The organism is Lepagella muris (assembly GCF_004793975.1).
Lineage (GTDB): Bacteria > Bacteroidota > Bacteroidia > Bacteroidales > Muribaculaceae > Lepagella > Lepagella muris.
The window spans coordinates 58785-82406 of sequence record NZ_SRYB01000018.1; the positions used below are offsets into that span (position 1 = coordinate 58785).

At 49.2% G+C, this 23622-nt stretch carries 11 protein-coding genes; 5 read left to right on the plus strand and 6 right to left on the minus strand.

Annotated elements, in window-relative coordinates; all coding sequences use genetic code 11:
- Positions 1-3: 3 nt before the first annotated feature.
- Positions 4-486 (minus strand): S-ribosylhomocysteine lyase, encoded by a 483-nt coding sequence (locus tag E5331_RS12365; RefSeq protein WP_123482367.1) that lies wholly within the window; start codon positions 484-486, stop codon positions 4-6.
- Positions 487-668: 182 nt separating this feature from the next.
- Between E5331_RS12365 and E5331_RS12370 the strand changes: the two genes are divergently transcribed.
- Together E5331_RS12370 and E5331_RS12375 are read left to right on the plus strand one after the other, a co-directional pair.
- The gene (locus E5331_RS12370; protein ID WP_123482366.1) at positions 669-1178 is read left to right on the plus strand and encodes a hypothetical protein; all 510 of its coding nucleotides are present in this window, start codon (positions 669-671) and stop codon (positions 1176-1178) included.
- A gap of 76 nt (positions 1179-1254) precedes the next feature.
- The gene (locus E5331_RS12375; protein WP_123482365.1) at positions 1255-2133 is read left to right on the plus strand and encodes a potassium channel family protein; all 879 of its coding nucleotides are present in this window, start codon (positions 1255-1257) and stop codon (positions 2131-2133) included.
- Here the strand turns inward: E5331_RS12375 and E5331_RS12380 are convergent.
- The 5 genes from E5331_RS12380 to E5331_RS12400 all read right to left on the minus strand — a co-directional run bounded on the left by E5331_RS12380 (position 2120) and on the right by E5331_RS12400 (position 13479).
- The gene (locus tag E5331_RS12380) at positions 2120-4522 is read right to left on the minus strand and encodes a glycoside hydrolase family 95 protein (RefSeq protein WP_135985174.1); all 2403 of its coding nucleotides are present in this window, start codon (positions 4520-4522) and stop codon (positions 2120-2122) included. The two genes, E5331_RS12375 and E5331_RS12380, sit on opposite strands and share 14 nt — an antisense overlap.
- A gap of 247 nt (positions 4523-4769) precedes the next feature.
- A complete protein-coding gene (locus tag E5331_RS12385; RefSeq protein WP_123482363.1) occupies positions 4770-6530 on the minus strand; it encodes a cellulase family glycosylhydrolase in 1761 nt (586 codons plus the stop codon).
- A 71-nt stretch (positions 6531-6601) separates the two neighbouring features.
- The gene (locus tag E5331_RS12390) at positions 6602-8440 is read right to left on the minus strand and encodes a hypothetical protein (protein WP_123482362.1); all 1839 of its coding nucleotides are present in this window, start codon (positions 8438-8440) and stop codon (positions 6602-6604) included.
- Positions 8441-8491: 51 nt separating this feature from the next.
- On the minus strand, positions 8492-10207 hold the full coding sequence (locus E5331_RS12395) for a RagB/SusD family nutrient uptake outer membrane protein (protein WP_123482361.1): 1716 nt from the start codon (positions 10205-10207) through the stop codon (positions 8492-8494).
- 95 nt (positions 10208-10302) lie between these two features.
- On the minus strand, positions 10303-13479 hold the full coding sequence (locus E5331_RS12400; protein WP_123482360.1) for a SusC/RagA family TonB-linked outer membrane protein: 3177 nt from the start codon (positions 13477-13479) through the stop codon (positions 10303-10305).
- A 399-nt stretch (positions 13480-13878) separates the two neighbouring features.
- On the opposite strand from E5331_RS12400, the gene E5331_RS12405 reads away from it, so the two are divergent.
- From E5331_RS12405 to E5331_RS12415, 3 genes are all read left to right on the plus strand, one after another.
- Positions 13879-17967, plus strand: a complete 4089-nt coding sequence (locus tag E5331_RS12405; protein WP_135985172.1) for a hybrid sensor histidine kinase/response regulator transcription factor — start codon at positions 13879-13881, stop codon at positions 17965-17967.
- A 211-nt stretch (positions 17968-18178) separates the two neighbouring features.
- Positions 18179-21061 carry a TIM-barrel domain-containing protein gene (locus tag E5331_RS12410; RefSeq protein WP_123482358.1) on the plus strand — a complete coding sequence of 961 codons (2883 nt, stop codon included), beginning with the start codon at positions 18179-18181 and terminating at the stop codon, positions 21059-21061.
- Entirely contained in the window at positions 21058-23580 is a 2523-nt protein-coding gene (locus tag E5331_RS12415) for a glycoside hydrolase family 2 TIM barrel-domain containing protein (RefSeq protein ID WP_135985170.1), read from the plus strand. The genes E5331_RS12410 and E5331_RS12415 overlap by 4 nt, the downstream gene beginning before the upstream one ends.
- Positions 23581-23622 lie beyond the last annotated feature (42 nt).

The following is a 23622-nucleotide window of genomic DNA, read 5'->3' on the forward strand; positions in this document are numbered from 1 at the left end:
GGTTTAGTCGGGATAGGTCATGTTTTCCGGACGGATGTTGAGTAGGACTTCGTTGAGGAAAACGGAAGCAGCTTTTTTTGCGGCGGGGAGGTCGTTGAAAGAGTAATTGCCGCAGTCTTTGGGTGTGGCTCCTGGTATCTCGCCTGCGAAGTCGGCTATGAAAGAGAATGTGTCTTTCAGAAGGGGGATGATGTCGGAGGGGGTCAACTTACCCTGCATGAGGAGATAATTGCCGGTGCAGCAGCCCATCGGACCCCAATATACTATTTTGTCTTTCCATTCAGGATTATTCCGCAGATAGGTGGCGGCGAGATGCTCCATTGCGTGTAATGCTTCCGGGGATAGGGCGGGTTGGCGGTTCGGTTCCGTCAGACGTATGTCGAAAGTGGTTATTATATCGCCGGAAGGGGTCACGTCACGCCGTGATACATATACACCGCGCAACAGTCGCAGATGATCGATTGTAAAACTTGCTATTTTTTTCATACTGTTTTGTCAACTGATGAGGTTGGTTAATGAGATGCAAAATAAGGTAAAATCATTTTATCAAGCAAATTTATGTCGTAAATTGCATAAAAAAAGCGGAATGAGTTGTAGATAAAAGGAATAATGATTACTTTTGGACTTTCAAATTAACCATAATATTATTTCCACTAAAATTAGCAATAATGAAAAAGACATCAGTTTTCAGTTTTTTTGCAGCATTGCTGCTTTTTGTATCCTGTGGAGGAACAACGAAGGATAGCAATGCAGATTCCGCAGTCGTGAATGAAGAGGCATTTTCAGCTTCACAACCAGTAGAAAGCGGTATATATGATGCAACCCGCTATGATATTCAAGGACCGAACGCCCGCAAGGGTAAGTTTGACGGTCGTGTGATCTTCACCATCAGCCCCGAGCAGTCGGCATTTTATGTGTATGAGAATGGCAACCGCACGAAGATAGACTATAAGGTAATCCTCGGCAAACCGTTTGAGCAAGGCGACAGCGGTATCTACCGTTCGGTCGATGTTAAAGGTCTTCCCGTCACCATCGTTCCTGACAGCGCAGACTACGTGTTGAATTTTGAGAAGGGTGAGACAAAGGTGGCAATAGGTTTCGATAAGAAGCCACGCAACACTTATTCTGCTGTTGAAGCCATCGAACGCATGAATGAGCAGATTCAGAAAAAGAAATAAGATTGGGGCTAACCAAAACTTACGATAAGGAAATAGCGTTTTTATGATGGGAGAATCATAAAAACGCTATTATATTATGTCAGTCTCGTTACAAAAAACATTACATGCCTTATCAGTAAGACTAAGACATTTTTTTCATATTATATCCAATATACGTCCGATAGTGTGGATAGCCCTCTACGTGTCGTTGATACCGATATTTGCATACTTCTATTCACAGCTTCCGGATTGTCAGTTTCGTGCGCCGGATGGAGCCGACAGGGATTATGGGGCATGGCTTTACTACAGCATCGTGACCATAACGACGCTTGGATTCGGTGATTATACACCGGCACATGGGTTGGCTCAGACTGTCACAGCCGTAGAGGTGATGTGCGGAATGCTGACGCTTGGCTTCTTTCTGAACGCTGTCGGGTCGATGAAATCGGAGATAGATGTGGAGGCGGAACTTGAAAAGCAGCGTAGGGTGCATTATGCCGTGGAGAAGGAGAAACTTATGAAGAGTATCCCCGGTGTCATGAGGAATATAAAGACTTTCCTTGCATATTGCTATGCCGTGACCACACCGTTGTCAAAACGGCAGGGTGACACTCCTGACTATAATCCGCAATTCTCATTAGACGACATGAAAGATATGGCGTTGCCCACCGGACTCTCTTTTGATATGTCGAAAAGACCCGCGGTGGAGCGACTTATGAAAAGTGCCTCCCACACGAGCCTTTGTCTTGATTCCCTTGAAGCGAGGGTTGACCTCACCTTATGGTCGGGATTGCTTGATAACTGTTTTGCATTTGTTGCCAACTGGCAGATGTTTTCAGCCGTTGACTCTTTTGGAAACATCTCCTCTGACCATGTACCGGAGGATGTCGGGGAACTCTACCATTTCATAAAAGAGAATGCCGACATAGCCATGCATCTTGAAGAGGAGTTGACGAGTCTTGTCAAGGCCGGATAGTCTTTGACTCACCCGGTTTGAGAGATACCTTTATTTTCTTACCGTTCGCCTTCACCGTGGTCTTTCCACCCTTTTCGGAAGATATTGTGAATTGCTTCACCTTTCCGTTTTCCCATTTCGTGTCGAGAGAGAAGACCCCACGTGCACGCAGACCATTGAAACTGCCGGTCTTCCATTCCTTCGGGAGGGTAGGGAGGAGCGTGATCATGTCGGGAGTGGATTGGATAAGCATCTCAGCCACTCCGGCAGTGCCGCCGAAGTTTCCGTCAATCTGGAAAGGTGCATGTGCATCAAGAAGATTGGGATACGTGCCGCCACCGTGTCGTTTGTCGGGACCCTGATAGTTGTCGGGGCTGACGTATTTGAGGAGACGACGATACATGGAATAAGCCTTCTCCGGTTCGGCAAGACGTGCAAGGAGGTTCACTCTCCATCCGGTGCTCCATCCTGTGGTGTTCTCACCCTTTATCTCCAGCGATCTTGCGGCAGCCTTTGCGAGGTCAGGGGTGCCGGCTACAGAGATGTGATGTCCGGGGTAAAGACCGTAAAGATGGCTCTGATGACGGTGTTGCGGATCCTGTTCCGGGAAATCCGTTGTCCATTCCATCAACTGACCGTTAGCCCCCACCTCGTAAGGTCGGATATTAGCCAAAGTTGAGTCCGCCTCTTTGATGAAGTCAGCATCTGTCGATAGTTCGCGTGCTGCATCACGTGCGTCAGAGATACATTGGCGAATCATGGCGATGTCGGCATAGTTGCCGTTGCTTGTGGCATACGCATTCCCATCGGGAGCCATGAATTTATTTTCAGGAGATGTGGAGGGGGAAGTTATCAGTTTGCCATTGTTGTCTTCCGTCATCCAATCAATACAGAACTCGGCGGCACCTTTCAGCACCGGATAATACTCCTTCAGGAAATCACGGTCTTTGGTGAAGAGATAGTGTTCCCAGATATGGGAGGCTACCCACGCGCCACCCATATTCCAGTTTGCCCATGAGGGATCGCCGCCGTGAAGACCCACGGGGTTTGTCATACCCCATATATCGGAGTTATGTCCGAGACACCATCCGCGATCCACGCCATAATATTCCTTTGCCGTCTCGCGTCCGGTAGTGGGGAGCTGCTTTATGAATGACAGCATCGGGAGATGCAGTTCACTCAGATTGGTTACTTCCGCAGGCCAATAATTCTCCTCTAAGTTGATGTTTGTCGTGTAGTTTGAACTCCACGGCGGCAGAAGGTATTCATTCCATAATCCCTGAAGATTTGCCGGTACACCCGGAGTGCGGGAGCAACTAATAAGAAGATAGCGTCCGTATTGGAAATAGAGTTCCTCCAGGTCGGGATCTACGGCATTGTTATCGCAATAATTCTTCAGACGTATGTCGGTAGGCATAGCGTTCAGCTCATCGGAGGAATCACCGAGATCTATCGATGCCCGGGAGAAGAATTTGGAATAATCGGCATACTGATCGGCAGATATTGCATCCCATCCTTTCCGGAGAGCTTTATCAGCTAATCTGTTGGCATTCCCCTTATAGTCGATGCCACTTTCTGACGGATTTACCGACACTCCGGCGAAATTGGTTGCCATTGTTACGTAAATGGTAAGGTCAGTAGTGCCCTTCACGTCTAATTTCCCGTCGGGAGTAGGTGTGATTGAGCCGTTGGGTGAGTATGCCGATATGTTTGTGCGGAAAGATATGCCTCGGTTGGGGTAATATTTTAAATTATTATGGAGGTTGCCGTTGACGTAAGATGGCATAGAGGTGTAGGCGGCATGTCCGTCGGCAGAAATGCGCGAGCCGTTGGAGGTGGCATTATATTCCACCGGAGAGTCGAAATAGAGTGACAGGTCGATCGGTCGTTCAGCCTTTATCCTGACGGCTATCAGGCTGTCGGGAGCCGATGCGAAATACTCGGTGGTTATTTCATTTCCACCTTTTGAGTATGTCACGTTAGCCTTGGCGGTTTTCAGGTCAAGAGTACGGTTGTAGGTGGTAAGTGCTGACTTGTCGGCGAAATCGATGAAAAGGTTTCCGATAGGCTGATAGTTCTGCGTGTAGTGTCCCTGCACCTCTTTCTGTAGCTGTTCCGCTTTTGCGAAGTCGCCTTTTGCAAGGGCTTCACGTATGCCCGGAATAGCTTTGTATGCACCGGGAGAGTATACGCCCTTCTCAGGTTCGCCGGTCCAGAATGTGATGTCGTTCAGAGAGATTCGTTCACGGGATGGATTGCCGTATATTATCGCACCTTGGGTTCCGTTGCCAATTACGAAAGATTCCTCAAAGAAATCCGCCTGACGGTCGAATTTCAGCGTCAGGTCGTTGGCAAACGATGTGTTGACCGAGGCAGCGAGAAAAATTACGGGTAAAATAAATTTTTTCATGAATACAAGGTTATGTATTGAATAATAAAACTCGTAAAAATTTTTTACGATTAGAGAAGTTGTCAAAACTTCTCCACAAAAATAATACGTATCATCTGAATACGCAATTCCACAGGGCTTAAAATGCCAAAAAGATGAGATAATGCCATATCTTTTGATGAATCAAGGATAATTGAATGACGAAAGGGTGTGCTGTCGCGCTGACGGCACACCCTTTTGGTTAGTAGTAAGGTTAAGAGATGGTGTCTCAGTAGGGGTATTGGGCGGCATCGGAGCCTTCCATAATCGCATTGATGATTTCAGGCACTTTCACCTCACCTGTATTGCGGTCGATGAGTTCACCCGTATCCCAAAGGAAGGGGATGAGTCCACGCTCTTTGCCGAACTGCGACACACATTTGTCGAAATAAGCTCTTGATGCAAGATTTGCCTCTTTCTCTTTTCCGGTCAGACCTTTCGGATTTACGATCGCGCCATATTCACCGATAACCACCGGAATCCCTTTGTCGACAAACTGTGTCTTCATCTTGTCAAATTGAGCCTTCATATAGTTCTCATCACCCCAGGTGGAATTGCGGTCCGAACCCGGAATAAAGTTCTGTTCGCCCCAGAAAAACGCCATTCTTCCCCAGCTCTCATCCTTATCCATTCCGCAGAAATTCCATGGATCGTAGAAATGGATCTCAGCCATCAGACGGTCTTCCACCACGTCGGTAGGCATTGTTGTCATGAGAGAGTTTGTCAGGTCGATATTAGTGGCAGGACCCTGTACGATAAGAGTGCGGTTCAGATTATTGCCGCCTGTGGCACGGACTGCATCGATAAATGCCTGTTCGTACTCAAGGAGCACACTCATGTTGGAGGCAGTGAAGTCGCCCTGTTTACTCTGATAAGGCTCATTAGTGCCGGCAAAGAGAAGACGCTCGTTATATCCGCCGAGACGGTTTGCAATCTGGGTCCAGAGAGCCTTCTGCTTTGGAAGCACCTTATCCTTACTCTCCTCATTGACATTCTCTTCAAGCCAACCGCCATCCCAATGGATATTGATTATTGCATACATATCATTGTTGACGCAGTAACCCACCACCTCATTCACACGGTCGAACCAAGCGGGATCAACAGTATAATTCTCCTGATCGATTATGTAGCCGTCCCAAGCGCAGGGGATACGTATTGCGTTGAATCCTGCGGCTTTCAGACCCAATACAAATTTCTCGGTCACTTTCGGGTTGCCCCATGCTGTTTCCGACGGTTTGCCATTGGAATATGCTTCGAGCGTATTACCGATGTTCCATCCTGCGCGTATGTCGGCGGCAATCTGACGGGCATTCATCCCGGTTGGATCCTGCGCATTACCGGCTTCCTGCGTAATGGTCACAGTGGCAGGATTCAGATCGGACGCACCTACAGGGGATACGATTATTGAGGCTTTGCGTTCAGACGACGTATTGTTGGGAGCCACGGTGAAGGCGATAGTACCCTCCTGTAATGCTCTTGTTTGGTCAATTGTGATCCATGCCGAGGAAGCCTCTACTTTATATTCAAGATTATACGTGATTTTAAGAGTGCCGTTGCCTCCGTCGGCAGGGAACGGTTTCTCCGCTTCAGCTACAGATGCAGCATCAAGATCAACCATCGGTTTCTGAGACTGTGTGATTTTGATCTCCTTTGAGTTGGAGCCGGCTTTTACAGTGGCTGTGGCGGTACGTTCGTTGCCGTCAGGATTCGCAGTGGCAGAAATTGTGATTTTATAGATATTTTTATTTGTGCCTGTCACTTCCGTATTGGCTACCGAGAGCCATTGGTCGGAGAGGGTCACTTCCGGTTTTACGGATGCAAGAACGGTAATAAGATTGTCGCCCCCCTGCATCGGGAATGAGAGGGATTCGGTGTTGCATGTAAACTCGCCGGTTATGCCCGGTGCCGGATCATCCTTGCTGTCGCTGCAAGAGGCGAGACCGCAAAAAATGGTAAGTAAAGAGAATAGATAAAAGATTTTCTTCATCATTAGAGAGTCATTAGGTTGTCTTGTAGAAAAGGGGAGAGCCTTAACCCTCCCCTTTATCAAGAATTGTTTTATTATTCTATTGTAGAGGCTCCGGTGTCATATACTACTTCGAATGTCACTTCGGCATTTGATTGCGGATGGAACACGTCGAATGATGGGAAACATGAGGCGAGACCCCACGGATTGCAGATGTAGCGGCGATAGATTGTCGGATCATCTCCGATGCAACGCGACACTGCGCTGTCGTCAAAGCTTATGGATGAGCCATCAATCTTGATATCCTTGAGGATGACATCTGCGTTTGGATGATCTTTCAACAACGGATTCACGTCAAGCCAGAGCATCGGGTCGCCTGCTGTCCAAGTCACGTCAATGCTTGCGGTGTAGGTGCCTTCATCCTTAACGATCACCTGCGGACCGGTGACCATTGTCCAATCACTGGTATTATTGAAGTTGAGAGTTGCGACATAACCCTTGTTGGTTTCACCGCCGTTGCTTCCGGCAGTCGGCACGAAGTGGTAGGCAAGATATTCCGGTTTTTCAGGATCGCGTTTACCGAGCCACATTCCGGAGACGTCGCCGAATGGATCCTTCTCTATACGCATTATACGCAGACCGTTGTTGGCATCCAGTTCAAATGAAGCCCAGCCGATTACGGATGTAGCAGGCACATTGTCGGCAAACGTGTATATACCCTTATCATCAAGTTCGTAAGTTGTGCTGACAGAGGTTCCGTCAGGATATGCGAATACTGCGGAATTATCCTTGCTGTCGAGAGTCATTGAGAAGTCGCCATAGACAGATGTGTCGGGAGTGCCGAGCCAGTCGGGATAATCAGCGGGGGAGTTCCAGCCGTTCATCAGAGTGCCGTCAAGCTGGCACCAGTCGAGCGGGTTCTGGTCGGAGAGCACCCATTTCACGGAAGTTATGACAGTCTGTGAGATGTCGTCTTTCCATCCGTCGGGCAGGACAGGCTCCGGATCAGGCACGTCGCCCGGCACGTAGCTGTCGGCATATTCCTTAGAGACGAAGTTCCAGCAGTAGATGCAACGATCTTCACCGGACAGGGCTTCGCTACGGTAGTTGGCAATCATGAGCTGGTTCTCTGTAAGCACGAGCACCTGAAGATCCTTGCTCCAGTCTTCCGACTTGTCGTCAGCCCAAAGAGCATGGAATATCTCAGCGCCATCGAGTGACATTGTCATATTGTCGGGGTCGAAATTGAAGATACCTGTTTGTTGGTCAGGCGAGATTCCATTTGTAAAGGTGACGCTATATCCGGCATTACCTGCAAGAGAGAATGTCATTTCCCCCTTCAGGTCATCCTCTGTAATGCCCACGTCGCCATTGGCGGGTTCCCACCAAGTCTTGCCATCGGCATACCAGTTGCCGATCGTGCCATCTTTGAGCAGCATGTCAGCGTGTACGGCAGAGGGGTCAAAGCATGAATAGAATCCTTGCTTCATGCCATAGTTGCCGTTGTCGGGCACCCAGGTCTTAGAACCCCCGGCACCCCCTGCAAGATACTCCCATAATTCTCCGGAAACGAAGTCGGCGCAGAAGTCGTTGATAGAGAATGAAGTGGGGTTGCTCCATACGTATCCGCCACGTGTGCTGACACCCATCTGCACTTCATATTCGCCATCAAAAGCAATCTTGAGTGTTCTTTCCTTACCGAGCGAGCGTCCTTGAGGCGTCATCCAGGCAATCTGGTAGCTGTCGGGGAGCAGGCTGGTGAGATGCACGATATTCGGGTTAGACGAATCGTGGGTGATGGAGAATGCTATTCCCTCCACGAGATCTTCCGGAGAAAGCGCCGGAGCCGATAGGGTATGGTCGTCGGGCGAACAAGCAGCCACTAATGAGAGGACTGCCATTCCGGCAATTGATTGTTTGAATAATGATTTCATTGTTGTTGGTTTAATGAAATTGAGAGAGTTAAAAAATATGTAAAGTTATGGTTATTTCCAACCTTCGTTCTGCTTGAGCACGCCGTTGGAGAGCACGATCTGGTCGTTAGGAATCTGCGACAGACCTTTTGTCGCCACAATCTTTGCACGATTGTATTCCACGTTGGCAGGAGTGCCGCCATTGTGTACCGGACCGGCAGTTGCGACGACAGCATCCGCCATCACTTCGACACCTTGACGCAGAAGGTCCCAATATCGTATTCCCTCAAAGGCGAGTTCGCGGGCACGTTCCTTCATGATGTTCTCCTGGTTGACAGCAATGTCGGGTAGCCCGGCACGACTGCGCACCATGTGCATGTAGTTGTCGGCATTTGGCGATCCGAGTTCGGCTGCCATAAGTAGAACATCGGAATAGCGTACAATATTGTATGGCTGGCAGTTGTTGATCTGCATATCGCCAGCTCCTGTCGACATATTAGCATTTTTTATGACAAGCTCGTCACCCTGATACTGCAAGAAAGCAATAGGTGAATATTTCTTTATTGAGTATCCCGTATATTCGCGCCAATCAGAATATGACGGACTGAAATTGCTGCTGGAGTTCACTCCTTCGCCGACAATATCAATCACGCCGGCTTTCAGACGCTGGTCATTTGCCTCATATATATTATTCATGAAGGGGGTGTTGACGGTGCACGCGCCCCATCCGCAGTAATAAGGCAGCACGCTCAGCGGGCTACGCATGCCGATCATCACCTGCCATCTGTTGCCGTCGGCGGATGCATCTGTTGCATAGGAAGCCATTGGAGTGAAGTTCATGCTTAGGACAGCCTCTTTGTTGGCATCGCCTGCATAGGTTGACAAAGTATTGTTCCAACCGGGAGCATCGGTATTTGCCACGAGTGAGGATGCCGGCCAGAAATCCTTATAATTCTCCAGGAGTTCATATTGTCCGCTTGAGATCACGTCTTCTACGGCAGCGAGTGCGTCCGATTTGGAGAATGTGCCGATTGTTTTTCCCTCAGCGTCGGTGAAGCCAGGCTCTTTCCCGTAATATCCGGTATAGAACAGATAGGCTCTTGCTGCAACCGCTTCGGCGGCATATTTTGAGACACGTCCGAAATTGTCCACACCGAGATTGGCATCGTCAGGAATATTGGCGATCGCATATTTGAGGTCTTCAAATATATTGGCGTATACTTCCGCCGGATCAGCCTGTTCGCGGTTTTCATTGACGGGTTCAAGGAAGAGGGGTATGTTTCCCCAAAGTCTCACCATATCGAAATATAATAAAGCACGAAGGGCACGAGCCTCACCTATGTATAGTCCGCGTTTGGAGGAGTTCTCATTCCAGTTTATCCCATCGGCGCGGGTGATGAGCTCATTGCATCGATACACCCCCTTGTAGTATATTGCCCAGTCGGTGGAATAAATCTGTTGGTCGGCAGGCGACATTCCGGTGTCAAAACGGTCAATGACCATATAGTTTTTTCCATCGCTGTTGCCGGTGCCGCTATAGGTCTCGTCAGACATTATGGTGGATGCGATATAGAAGCTGATGCCACCGTAGCTGGAGGTCTGACGCCATCCGTTATAACATCCGATAAGAGCACGCCATGCATCCGCCTCTGACTTATAGAAGTTCTGAGTATTGGAATCCACTTTTGACTCGACATCAAGGAAGCTGTTGGAGCATCCTGTAGTCATTGCTGCAGTGGCGAGAGCAGCAATTCCAAGTGAAAATATATTGATTTTGAAATTATTCATTTTTGATATTGTTTAGAGATTACTAAGGCTGTTTTTATAGATGCCTGTTTCTGCAATTGTTTTACGGAGATTATCCTGTATGTATGACATCCTTCTTAGAATCCGAGATTCACTCCTACAATAAAGGTGCGGGGACGTGGATAGTATCCGAGGTCCACACCTGATACCCATGCTTGAGTGCCGTAGCCAATTTCAGGATCCATGCCATCATATTTCGTGAATGTGGCAAGGTTCTGCACCTGGAAGTAAAGGCGGCACTGCGAGCACCAGCTTTGATTAATGATAGGGGCGAAGTTATAACCGATCGTTAGGTTAGACAGGCGCAGGTAATCTCCCTTCTGGATGAATAGGTCGCTGAATTGCCAGTTGATGTTGGTGTTTGTGACGCGAGGTATGGTGTTGGATGTGCCTTCACCGGTCCAGCGGTCAAGTATACGTGTAGTATAGTTGGCTTTCTGATTGTCCCATCCGCGATAACTTTGCACGATATCGAATCCGGCAGCACCGGTAGCCACGAGTCCGAAATCAAAGTTCTTGTAATATAGATTGATGTTGAATCCATACGTAAACTTAGGCATACCGTTGCCGAGATTGGTCTTGTCATTGTCATTTATAAATCCATCATGGTTGATATCGACAAATCTTACATCTCCGGGTTTCACATTCTCCTGAAGGATTCCGTTGCCGGCTTGTCTCCACTCTTCAATTTCCGCTTCATTCTGGAATATACCGGCAGTCTTGAATCCCCAGAAATATCCGATAGGCATTCCGTCTTGTGCACGATAAAATTCAGGTGTATTATTATATAGCTGATTAGTCTCGCCGTGGATAATACCATCTTCATTAGGTATTGCGCCAACCTTGTTTTTGTTGTATGATCCGTTTACTCCGACAGAGTAGGAGAAATCGTTTCCGATGACGTCATTCCAGTTGAGAGAAAGCTCAACACCTGTATTTTTCACGTTTCCACCGTTGATGAAAGGTGCATCCGTTCCGGCAGTCGCGAGGATAGGTGCTACTACGAGCCAGTCCTTGTTGGTCTTGATGTAGAAATCAAATGTGGCGGAGAGTCGGCTTCCGAGGAAACGGGCATCGAATCCGACGTTGGTCTGCTCTGAGGTTTCCCATGTTATGTCGAGATTGCCGAGGCGTGAGGGATATGCTCCCCAGTTGTTTGACCATGTTTGGTTATATTCTCCGTTATATACACCGTTAGGACCGAGGTATTGCCCAAAGAAATAATTGGCATACTGATTCTTGATAGGCGACAGATACTGATAGTTTTCGATGTTCTGATTGCCGACACGACCCCAGCTGACACGTAGTTTGAGGAAATTGAGCCAACCGGCGGCAGATTCCATAAAGCTCTCATTTGAGATATTCCAACCGGCAGATACTGACGGGAACCATCCGAATCTGTGTCCGCTTGCAAATCGAGAAGACCCGTCGCAACGTACGGTTGCGTTAATCATATATTTCTCCTGCCAGTTCCAACCGAGACGACCGAAGTAGGATACGGATCGTGCTTCATCGTGAGGATATCCGGAAGCAGTCAGTCCGTCAGCGGTGCTTGCTGCGGTGCCGTTGCTTATCCATGCATGATCCCAGTTGTCGAATCCCTCTTTCAGATGCCCTTGGGATGCACCGAGATAAGAACCCTCATATCTGTAGGATTCCATACCTAAGAGGGCATTAAACTCATGATCCTTTATATTCCAGTCGTAGGATAGTGTATTGGTCCATGTCATTCCCAGGCTGTTGTTCTTGTTCTGGTCTACTTTTGTATAGCTGTGAGATGTGTCAGTGTCAGTAAACTGATATATTGGCTCAAACCGACGCCATTCGGAAGCTCCGTACACTACGCCGAATACTGTGCGTAAACGAAGGTTCTTGATCGGTTCTATCTGGGCGTATGCATTTGCAGAGAATGTAGCGTTCTTAGAGATATTGTCGCCTATCATCATTGCCCCGTATGGGTTGCCGTCGCCCTTATACCAGTCGGAGTTCATTGTGGAGTTGAACTCACCATCCGCATTATATACAGGCGCAAGAGGGGATGAGCCGAAAGCACCACGCAGTGTGTTGCTATACTGGTTGCCGACAGAGACTCCTGTGGACTTTACATAAACGAAGCTTGCCTGCTCGCCTATGGTTATGATGTCGCCGAAGAGCTTATGGTCGGAGTTGATACGGAAGTTATAGCGAGAATAGTTGCTGGCATCCTTGCCGCCCACTATGCCCTCCTGATTCAGATATCCGAGCGACATTGCATAAGTGGATGCCTTGCTACCTCCGGTGATTCCTATGGTGTAGCTCTGTGTCTTGGCATTATCCTTAAACATGGTGTCGATCCAGTCTGTATCATTAAGCACCGGGTTGCCTTGTGCATCATTATGATATATGCTTTTCATGGAAGCCCAGTCGTAAGGGGCGAGACCGCTGTTCACCTGCTGCTCATCCATGATTGTCATGTATTCACGTGAGTTGAGCATCTGCATTTTTCTTGGAGCAGTCTGCCATCCGAAATAACCGTCGAAAGTGACTTTTGCCTTACCTTCACGACCCTGTTTGGTAGTGATAAGGACAACGCCATTGGCAGCCTGCGCACCATATATCGCAGCTGATGCGGCATCCTTCAGCACGTCGATGCTCTCGATATCTGCGGGGTTAAGAGTGGAAATGTCGCCACCTACGCCATCTATAAGATAAAGAGGGGATCCGTTGCCTATTGTGCCGAGACCGCGGATGGTCACTTTCATACCCGAACCGGGCTGACCTGATTCGGAGGCGATATTTACGCCCGCCATCTGTCCCTGCATAGCCTGAAGGGGTGAGGTGGTGTTCATCTTTGCGATTTCCGCACCTTCAATCTGAGAGGTTGCGCCGGTGACGAGTTTCTTTTTCTGTACGCCATAGCCGACAACCACAAGTTCGTCAAGCACGCTGTCGTCCTCCAGAAGGGCAACATCGAGAGAGGAGGAAGATACCTTGATGCTCTGCGTTTTCATACCGACGTATGAGAAAGTGAGGGTTGCCCCTTTCTCGGCATTGATTGAGTAGTTGCCGTCGATGTCGGTAGATGTTCCGGTAGTTGTGCCTTTCACTTGGACGGTTGCACCGATTAGAGGTTCGCCGTCAGAGGCAGAAGTCACATTTCCCTTTACGGTGATAACCTCCGCACTTGCTATCCCCATTCCCGCCAAAAGACAGAGAACTACAGACAGAAGCCGGATGGCTCGTGACTTGCAATGGTAAATAAAGTTTCTTTCCATTGATTTTAGGTTTAACAGGTAAATATATAGGTTATAGTTTAGATTTTGGTTAGGTTAAGTTGGGAACCCGAAAAATCATTGTTGAACTCCGGGTAGAACCGATTTGTCTGCCAAATCCATTGATGCATCTGGCAGCATCGTTTTGACGAGTGCAAAATTACAAACAGAAATCCGGTAAGTGGGGCTTATGGTTTTACCTTTAGGTATTAAAATCGTTTCGGGAGGGTCTTAAATGTTAACAAAGATATATCAAAATGTTACATTGTTAGATATAAAATATTGTTTATTAAATATTTATGTGGAATATTAAAGATGTGGTGATATTATATTTTTTGGATAATTGCTTAATATTAGTTTATTTTGTAAAACAATCCTTAAAATACTCCTTAAAACACTTTTATGCCACGTAAAACAATTATACTTTCACTTCTGGTGATTCTTTTCGCAAGAATATCCTGCTATTCGTCTGATTCTCATCTTGAACTTCGTCATCTTGATGCGATGCCCGGGTCATACAACAATCTTATCACCGCGCTTCATAAGCATAGTGGTGGAATGTTGTGGTTCGGTACATCATCTGGATTATGCCGTTATGACGGTTACAATGTCAAGCAGGTGAATGGAGGGATCACGGATTCCACCACGATACTCAACGATCATATCCTTAACATCCATGAGGATTGCCGGGGTAAGTTGTGGCTTCATAGCAGCGATAGATACGGGGTATATGATCCGGTCATGGACAGACTTGACATTCCGGACTCGGAAAGCATAGTGCAGAAATTCGGTCTGGAGGGTTTCATATCAAATCTCACCACTGATGCAAATGGCGATATATGGTTGGCTTTGTCGGGTAAGGGGTTGTATCGGATAAGATGTGTGGATGATAAAGTTGAGAAAGTGAAAGGGATTCCATCCACCTTTGCCGAAATAACTGATATGGTTATTAAGGATGGTGAATTGACGGCAGTGGATAAGAGAGGAGCACTCCTGTTTATGGATATTGAAGGGATGAAGGTAGTCTCCACTGTTGCTCCTGACCCTATAATGAATGGTAACCATCTTTATGAGATGTATGTGGATGGGGATGATCGCGTGTGGATCTATCAGATGGAATTGCTTTATGTCTATGACAGGAGAAACGGTAAATGGCTCAACGACCGTATCCCTAACCACGGCAAAATAGGGATAATGAAAAAGATATTTCAGGACTCGTCGGGACGGTTGTGGATTGCACGGGATCATCACGGGCTTGAGAGAATCCTGACAACTGATGAAGGGCTTCATTTCGTGCCGGCAGATCCTCCGGGAATGGCTACAAGGAATAATACCATCACGTGCTTTATGGAGGATTCCGCCGGAACGATATGGATGGGCACGTATAAGAGGGGATTGCTGTCGCATAACGAGAGCGTCAGGAAATTCACACTTGAGGAGTTTCCCGACGTAAATTGCGTGACGCCGGCATCCGGCAACGATATGTGGGTGGGAACCGACAGTTCCGGCTTATGGATATGGGACACAAAGACCGGGGCACGCCGTAGATTGTCCGACCCGTCGTTCGGTGAGTCAGAGCCTGCGATAACAAGCCTTACCCCCGATGGCAACAGTAATTTATATATCGGTTCATTCTCAAAAGGATTGCGGCTATACGATGGGAAGAATTTCAGGAAGATAACCACTTCGTCAGCATTGGACGACAGTTATGTCTGGGCATCTGAGTTTGATTCGGATGGTAGGCTATGGTGCGGCACACTCGGAGGCGGACTGTTTATGTATGACCCTTCGACGGGGGAAGTGGTGAGTTATAAAAACGGAACTACGGAACTTCTGTCGAATTATGTAATGTCGGTGGTGTTGTCACGCGACAAAAGGGTCTATATAGGCACGTCATACGGCATAAGCGTGTATGACCCCAAGAGTGGCAAGTTGAAGAGATTCAGAGACCTGTTTCCGGGAATAGATACCTATCGCTGGAAAGTGTCGCAGATTTATGAGGATTCAAGGGGATTGCTTTGGGTGGGCACTTCCAATGGATTGAAGGTGATAGACAGGGTTCATGGCAAGGTGCAGGAAATCAAACTTAACGATGACGGAAAACAACGCTATGTGCTTGGCATCACGCAGGATAACGGCGGTTCAATGTGGGTGAGCGAGGGAGCGATGCTTATAAATATAAAGGTGGGTTATGATGAGAAGACCGGTAATCTCAACGTTGTCACCCATGCCTACGACAACCGTGACGGACTTATGGAATGTGATTTCAACCAGCGTTCGTTTGGCAAGCTTCCCGACGGGGAGATTGTTGTAGGCGGATTGTACGGATTGAACCGTTTCTCCCCTTCGGAGATGAAATTCAACATGATTCATCCGCGAGTGGTGTTCACCGACCTATATATGGGAAGTCGGCTTGTACGTCCCGGAGAGGAGGTTGATGGGCGAGTGGTGATGAAAAACGGTCTTGCCGATGGTGCGGAGATAGAGTTTTCGCATAATCCCAAGGAATTTTCAATATATTTCTCCACCGATGATTATGCTCTGCCGGAGAAAACCATGTATGAGTATCGTCTTGAGGGGTATAATGATGAATGGACCTTCTGTGCGCCGGGTGTTAACCACGTGACTTACACCAATCTTTCGCCGGGTAAGTATCGTCTTCTTGTGAGGGCTGTCAATGGCGACGGATATGAGAGCGAGGAGCCGGGAGAGTTGTTCATACGGGTTTATCCTCCGTTCTGGACGACTACCTGTGCAATAGTGATTTACATCCTGTTGGGTATGGTGGCGATATGGGGTATTGTGAAGATTGTCAGTGAGATGGAACGCCGCAAGTTTGAACGCGACATGCACGAGGAGGCTATGCGCAAGCAGGAGGAGATAAACCAGTTGAAATTCAAATTCTTCACCAATGTCAGTCATGATCTGCGCACGCCGTTGTCGCTGATAGTGTCGCCTTTAGAGGAGATGATAAAGGAATCTACCGACGAGCGGCAGACCCGCCGGCTCACTCTGATGCGTTCCAACGCGATGCGTCTGCTGACGCTTGTCAACCAGCTTCTTGACTTCCGCAAGAATGAGGTGGCGGGATTGCAGCTCAACCCGACGGAGGGGGATGTGGTGGCATTCAGCCAGAACGTTTGTAATTCCTTTGTAAACCTTTCCGAGCGCAAGAACATCAACCTTACGTTCTATTCCGACAGGGAGAGCATCTGCCTTATGTTTGATGAAGATAAATTAGAGAAGATATTCATGAATATGCTTGGTAACGCCTTCAAATTCACTCCGGCAGGCGGACGTGTAGATGTCTCTCTGGAGCAGGTGGGTGAGGAGAATCCTGTGCTGCGCATAAAGATAGCCGATACGGGCGTGGGGATAAAGGATAAGGACAAGGAGCATATTTTCGAACGGTTCTATCAGGTGGATGATGATGGTGAGTCGCATCCTCACATGGGTAGCGGTATCGGACTTAGCATGGTTTATGAGTACGTCAAGCTGCATGATGGAACGGTGCGCGTCACCGACAATGTGGATCATGGAAGCGTCTTCATCATCGACATACCGATACGTCATATCGATCGGAAGTCGAAGGGTGATGTATGCCGTGAGCCGAAGCCGGTTCGTCAGGAAAATGTGTCAGTGAGGCCGGAGAATGTTGCGGAAGCAGCGGATGCCAATAGTGTGGAGGGAAGCAGCGGAGAGGGTAATGCCGTGGATTCCCGTCCGTTGGCACTCGTGGTTGATGATAACCCGGACATGACCGAGATGCTTAAATTTGAATTGGAGGATGATTTCGAGGTGATAACCGCTTCCGACGGCAATGAGGCGTTGAAGGTGATAGAAAACGTAACGCCTGCCATAATATTGACCGACTTGATGATGCCCGGCATGGACGGCATAGAGTTGTGCCGCCGTCTGAAGGGGAATAAGGCGACTGTGGCGATACCGATTATAATACTGACCGCCAAGCATGATCTGGGCGTAAAACTTGAAGGATTGACGTTGGGTGCCGACGACTATATTACAAAGCCGTTTAACTTCAATGTGTTGAAACTTCGCATGAAACGACTTGTGGAACTGACTGCCAAGGGTGCGCGTCGCAGTCTTGTGGATCCGGAGCCGGAGGCGATAAAGATAACGCCGCTTGATGAGCAGTTTATAGAAAAGGCGGTCAAATATGTGTCGGATAATATCGACAGTTCGGAGCTTTCCGTGGAGGAATTGAGCGAGGTGCTTGGCATGAGCAGGGTGCGCCTGTATAAGAAGATAAAGCAGATCACGGGTAAGACACCGATAGAGTTCATACGTGTTATCCGCCTGAAACGTGCCGCCCAGCTTTTGAGGGAGAGCCAGCTCAACGTGTCGGAAATAGCCTACCGCACGGGATTCAACAGCCCGAAGATGTTCAGCAAGTATTTCAAGGAGGAATTTGGCATTTTACCCTCCGTTTACCAGGATAAAGAGGGGTCGGAAACAAATTATACCGTCTAATTTAACAATTCATGCCCCTCACTCATCCTAACTGCACCCTTTAAAACACGTATGATGATGTTGTGATTGCGTAGTTATGGGTAATTTTGCATATACGATATTGTAGTTGCCGCTCCCTCCCGCCGCGCAATAATCGCATGATATATAATGTGCGGTATCGGCGTTGGAAAGCGGATATGCAAACCTTGAAATTAACCATTACCTAATAATTATGAGATTACCCTTCTTTACATGTGCACTGCTTGCGTCAGCAATAGTTGCTTCGTGTGGTTCTTCAAAGATTGAGAAGGACAGCATGGGGATAACCGTCAATCTTGACCGGCAGAATGAGAACGACGTGCGGAAAGTGCGTCTTCAGGTGTGGGGCGACAAAATCATACGTGTCTCGGCAACCCCCGACAGTAAATTTGCCGAAGATGAGAGCCTCGTGGTGTTAAAACCGGAGAGTTCCACAAAGTTTGAGGTCGAGGAGACCGACAGCACAGTCTCGTTGGTGACTTCTGCGGTGCGTGCCACCGTCTCATTAGCCACGGGCGATGTGAAATTCTACGATCTTTCGGGTCGTCTGGTGGTGTCGGAAGCTGACGGTGGCAGAGAGTTCTCCCCGATAGAGGTGGAGGGTACGAAAGGCTACACGGTGCGTCAGGAATTTGAGTCGCTTTCCGAAGAGGAGGGCATCTACGGACTCGGACAGCATCAGAGCGATGAATTCAACTATAAAGGTAAGAACGAGGAACTGTTCCAGTACAACACGAAGGTGTCGGTGCCATTCGTGGTCTCTACCGATAACTATGGCATACTTTGGGACAGCTACTCACTTTGCCGCTGGGGTAATCCCGACGGCTACAAGCAGCTCGGCGGAGTATTCAAGCTGTTTGACAAGGATGGTAAGGAGGGTGCCTTGACAGGCACTTACGTTCCGGCAAACCCGTCGGAGACCACACTCGTGCAGCGTGAGGATTCCATCTATTTCGAGCATCTGAAGAGAGGGGATCTTGCCCACGTGGTCAATCTTCCGCAGAATTTCAATTTCGCCGGTAGCCATGTCACCTACGAGGGCGCAATAGAGGCGGAGAAGAGCGGTGAATATAAGTTCATACTCTATTATTCCGGCTATCAGAAAGTGTATGTCGACAATAAGGAGGTGGTGCCGGAGCGTTGGCGCACGGCATGGAATCCCAACAGCTATAAATTCTCTGTGAATCTTGAGGGGGGTAAACGGGTGCCCATCAAGATAGAGTGGGAACCTAACGGATCTGTGGCTTACTGCGGACTTCGCGTGTATGACCCACGCGATCCGAAGGAGCAGATGAACATGAGCTGGTGGGGTGAGATGCAGAACGGCATTGACTATTATTTCATCTATGGCGACGACATGGATGACGTCATCTCCGGCTACCGCACACTGACCGGTAAGGCTCCTGTGATGCCGAAATGGGCGATGGGCTATTGGCAGAGCCGTGAGAAATACAACACCCAGCAGGAGGTACTCTCTACGCTTGCAGAGTTCCGCAAACGCGGCATACCTATCGACAATATCGTCATCGACTGGCTTCACTGGAAGGAGGATTCATGGGGAAGCCATGAGTTTGACCGCGCACGTTTCCCCGACCCCAAGGGGATGGTTGACACTATCCACGACATGAATGCAAGGGTGATGATCTCGGTATGGCCCAAGTTCTACGTGACCACAGAGCATTATAAGGAATTTGACAAGAATGGCTGGATGTATAAGCTCCCCGTTCAGGACAGCATACGCGACTGGGTTGGTCCCGGCTATCTCAGCTCATTCTATGACGCATACGATGCGGATGCCCGCAAACTCTTCTGGAATCAGATCAACGACCACTACATGCCTCTCGGAATCGACGCATGGTGGATGGATGCTTCCGAACCGAATATCCGCGACTGCACCGATATCCAGTATCGCAAGGATCTTATCACCCCGACAGCGTTGGGACCCTCTACAAAATATTTCAATGCCTACGCGCTGATGAATGCCGATGCCATCTACAACGGTCAGCGTGGCGTGGATCCCGACAAGCGAGTGTTCCTTTTGACCCGTTCCGGATTTGCCGGACAGCAGCGTTATTCCACGGCTACGTGGAGCGGCGACATCGCCACACGTTGGGAGGATATGAAGGCTCAGATATCTGCCGGTCTTAACTTCTCGATGAGCGGCGTGCCCTGGTGGACAATGGACATAGGCGGATTCTGCGTGGAAGACCGCTACGTGAAGGGTCAGCAGGAGTTCTATCAGACAGGGAAGGAGAATGCCGACCTCAAGGAATGGCGTGAGCTCAACACCCGCTGGTATCAGTTTGGTGCATTCTCTCCGCTCTTCCGTGCGCACGGACAGTGGCCCTACCGCGAGATATTCAATATCGCGCCGGAGAATCATCCTGCCTACGAGTCGGTGGTGTATTACACGAATCTTCGCTACGACATGATGCCCTACATATATTCAATGGCGGGTATGACCCACTTCAATGACTACACGGTGATGCGTCCGATGGTGATGGACTTCACGTCAGACCTTGCCACACGCGGCATTGGCGACCAATATATGTTTGGTAATGCGTTTCTTGTGGCACCGGTGTATGAGTATGGGGCTCGCGACCGTGAGGTCTATTTCCCGAAAGGTTCCCTTTGGTATGATTTCTATACAGGTAAAGAGGTCTCAGCCGGCGGAGAGACAAAGGTGGCTCCGGCACCCTACGGGCGTATGCCGCTCTATGTGCGTTCCGGCGCGATTGTGCCGTTCGGTCCGGCAATGCAGTATGCTGATGAGAAAGCGGCAGACGTGATCAATCTCTATGTCTACACAGGGGAGAACGGAGAGTTCACTCTATATGAGGATGAGAACGTCAACTATAACTATGAGAAGGGCAGCTACAGCATGATTCCGTTCTCATTCGACAATGCAACGCAGACGCTTACTATCGGTGACCGCAAGGGTGAGTTCCCCGGAATGCTGAAGGAGCGCACCTTCAACGTGGTGAAAGTGTCGCCTGAGACTCCGGTAGGATATTCACGCGATGTAAAAGGTAAAGAAGTTAAGTATTCAGGTTCAAAGACCGAGATCAGGTTATGAGAAATATATTATCAGGTCTCATTTTGATTTGCCTGTGTCTGCTCTGGTGCGGGGGATGTTCCCGCACCGGGGCTGACAGCAGATCGGTGTCGTTCGACAAGGGGTGGAAATTCACCTTATCCACCCAGCCTGGCGACTCCACAAGTTTTTCCTCACCCGATTTTGACGACTCTTCATGGCGTGACCTCGACCTCCCGCATGATTGGGCGATAGAGGGTAGTTTCAGTGAGGATAACCCGTCGGGCACCGGTGGTGGCGCACTCCCCGGCGGAGTGGGGTGGTATCGCAAGACGTTCACTCTCCCCGCCTCAATGAAGGGGAAATGTATATACGTGGATTTCGACGGGGCATACATGAATGCCACGGTCTATATCAACGGTCATGACCTCGGCACGCGTCCGTATGGTTATGCCTCGTTCAGCTATGATCTCACTCCGTGGTTGAAGCCGGGAGAGAATGTGATAGCCGTAAGGGTGGACAATGCCGAGCAGCCGAATTCAAGATGGTACAGCGGATGCGGAATCTACCGTCATGTGTGGCTTCGGGCACTTGACCCTGTTCATGTGGCACAATGGGGTACGTTTGTGCGTCAGGATAGCGTCACTCCGGATAATGCCCGGCTGACGGTGCTTACGAATGTGGAGAATACGGGTGATAAGGATGTAAAGGCAGAACTCACCACAAGTGTGGTCGATGCCGACGGGAAGGTCGTGGCTTCGGTTGCGTCGCCTGTTGAACTATCCCCGAAATGCAAGGTGGAGGTGGTGCAGCCTCTTGACGTGGTTTCCCCGTCGTTATGGTCGGTGAAGACGCCTTATCTTTACACTGTGGTGAGCGAGGTGAACGTGGATGGCGTGACAGTTGACTGCTATGAGACAAAGACCGGATTCCGCAGCCTTGAGTTTGACGCAGAGAAAGGTTTTTCACTCAATGGTGAGAGGCTGAAGATCAATGGCGTCTGCCTGCATCATGATGCGGGGGCACTCGGTGCGGTGGTCAACCGTGCCGCAATCGCACGCCAGCTGAGGATACTGAAGGAGATGGGGGCGAATGCGGTGCGTTCATCCCACAATCCTCCGGCTCCCGAACTCCTTGAACTTTGCGATTCGATGGGTATGATGGTGATGGATGAGACGTTTGACATGTGGCGTAAGAAAAAGACGTCGCACGACTATGCACGCTATTTCCCGGAGTGGCACGAACGCGATCTGACTGATCTTGTGGTGCGCGACCGCAATCATCCCTCCATAATAATGTGGAGCATCGGAAATGAGGTGCTTGAGCAGTGGAGCGACGCGCAGGCTGATACCCTTTCGCTTGCCGAAGCGAATCTCATACTGAATTTCGGTCATGGGAAGGATATGCTTGCCGATAAGGAAGCCCCGATGTCGGTCAATTCGCTCCTGACGAAGAAACTTGCCGACATGACGCGAGAGCTTGACCCCACCCGCCCCGTGACTGCGGGATGTAATGAGCCGGCTCCCGGGAATCATCTCTTCCGTTCGGGCGCACTTGACATAATAGGCTTCAATTATCATGACGACTGGTTTAAGGATGTGCCCAAGAATTTCCCGGGCAAGCCGTTTATCATCACGGAGAGCGTGTCGGCACTCCAGACGCGAGGTTACTACCGTATGCCCTCCGACAGCATGTACGTATGGCCTGAACGCTGGGACAAGCCTTTCTACGACGAATCGTTTGCCTGCTCATCATACGACAATTGCCACGTGCCGTGGGGTAACACCCATGAGGGGACAATGCGCCATGTGGAGGATAATGATTTCATCATGGGTCAGTTCGTATGGACAGGCTTCGACTATCTCGGCGAGCCGACCCCTTACGGATGGCCTGCAAGAAGCTCCTATTTCGGCATAGTGGATCTTGCCGGATTCCCGAAGGATTCATATTATATGTATCAGAGCCGCTGGCGTCCGGATCTCGACGTGCTCCATCTCTTCCCGCATTGGAACTGGAAAGAGGGTCAGGAGATCGATGTGTGGGCATATTTCAACAATGCCGATGAGGTGGAACTCTATCTCAATGGGGAGTCGCTTGGCGCGAAACGTCCGGAGGAGGGTAGCTACCACGTCAGCTGGCGAGTGCCGTTCGTGCCGGGAGAGCTGGAGGCAGTGAGCCGAAAGTCCGGGCGCGAGGTGAAGCGCGACGTGGTGCGTACTGCATCCGAACCGTATGCCGTGAGACTGACAGCAGACCGCAGCGAGATAAATGCCGACGGTGAGGATCTTTGCTACATCACGGCGGAGATTGTAGACAATAAAGGTAATGTCTGTCCCGTTGCAGATAACGAGATTGAGTTTTCTGTAGAGGGAGCCGGAAAGAATGTGGGCGTCGACAACGGTAGCCCCGTGTCGCTCGAACCGTTCAAGTCAGATAAGCGCAAGGCATTCAACGGAAAGGCTTTGCTTATTGTGCAGAACACGGGTAAGAGGGGCGATATAAAGGTGACGGCGAAATCTGCCGGGTTGAAGTCTGGAGATGTCACTGTCGCCGCAAGATGAGACTGGAAGTATGAATACTTCAAAAGGAACTGACTATAAAAA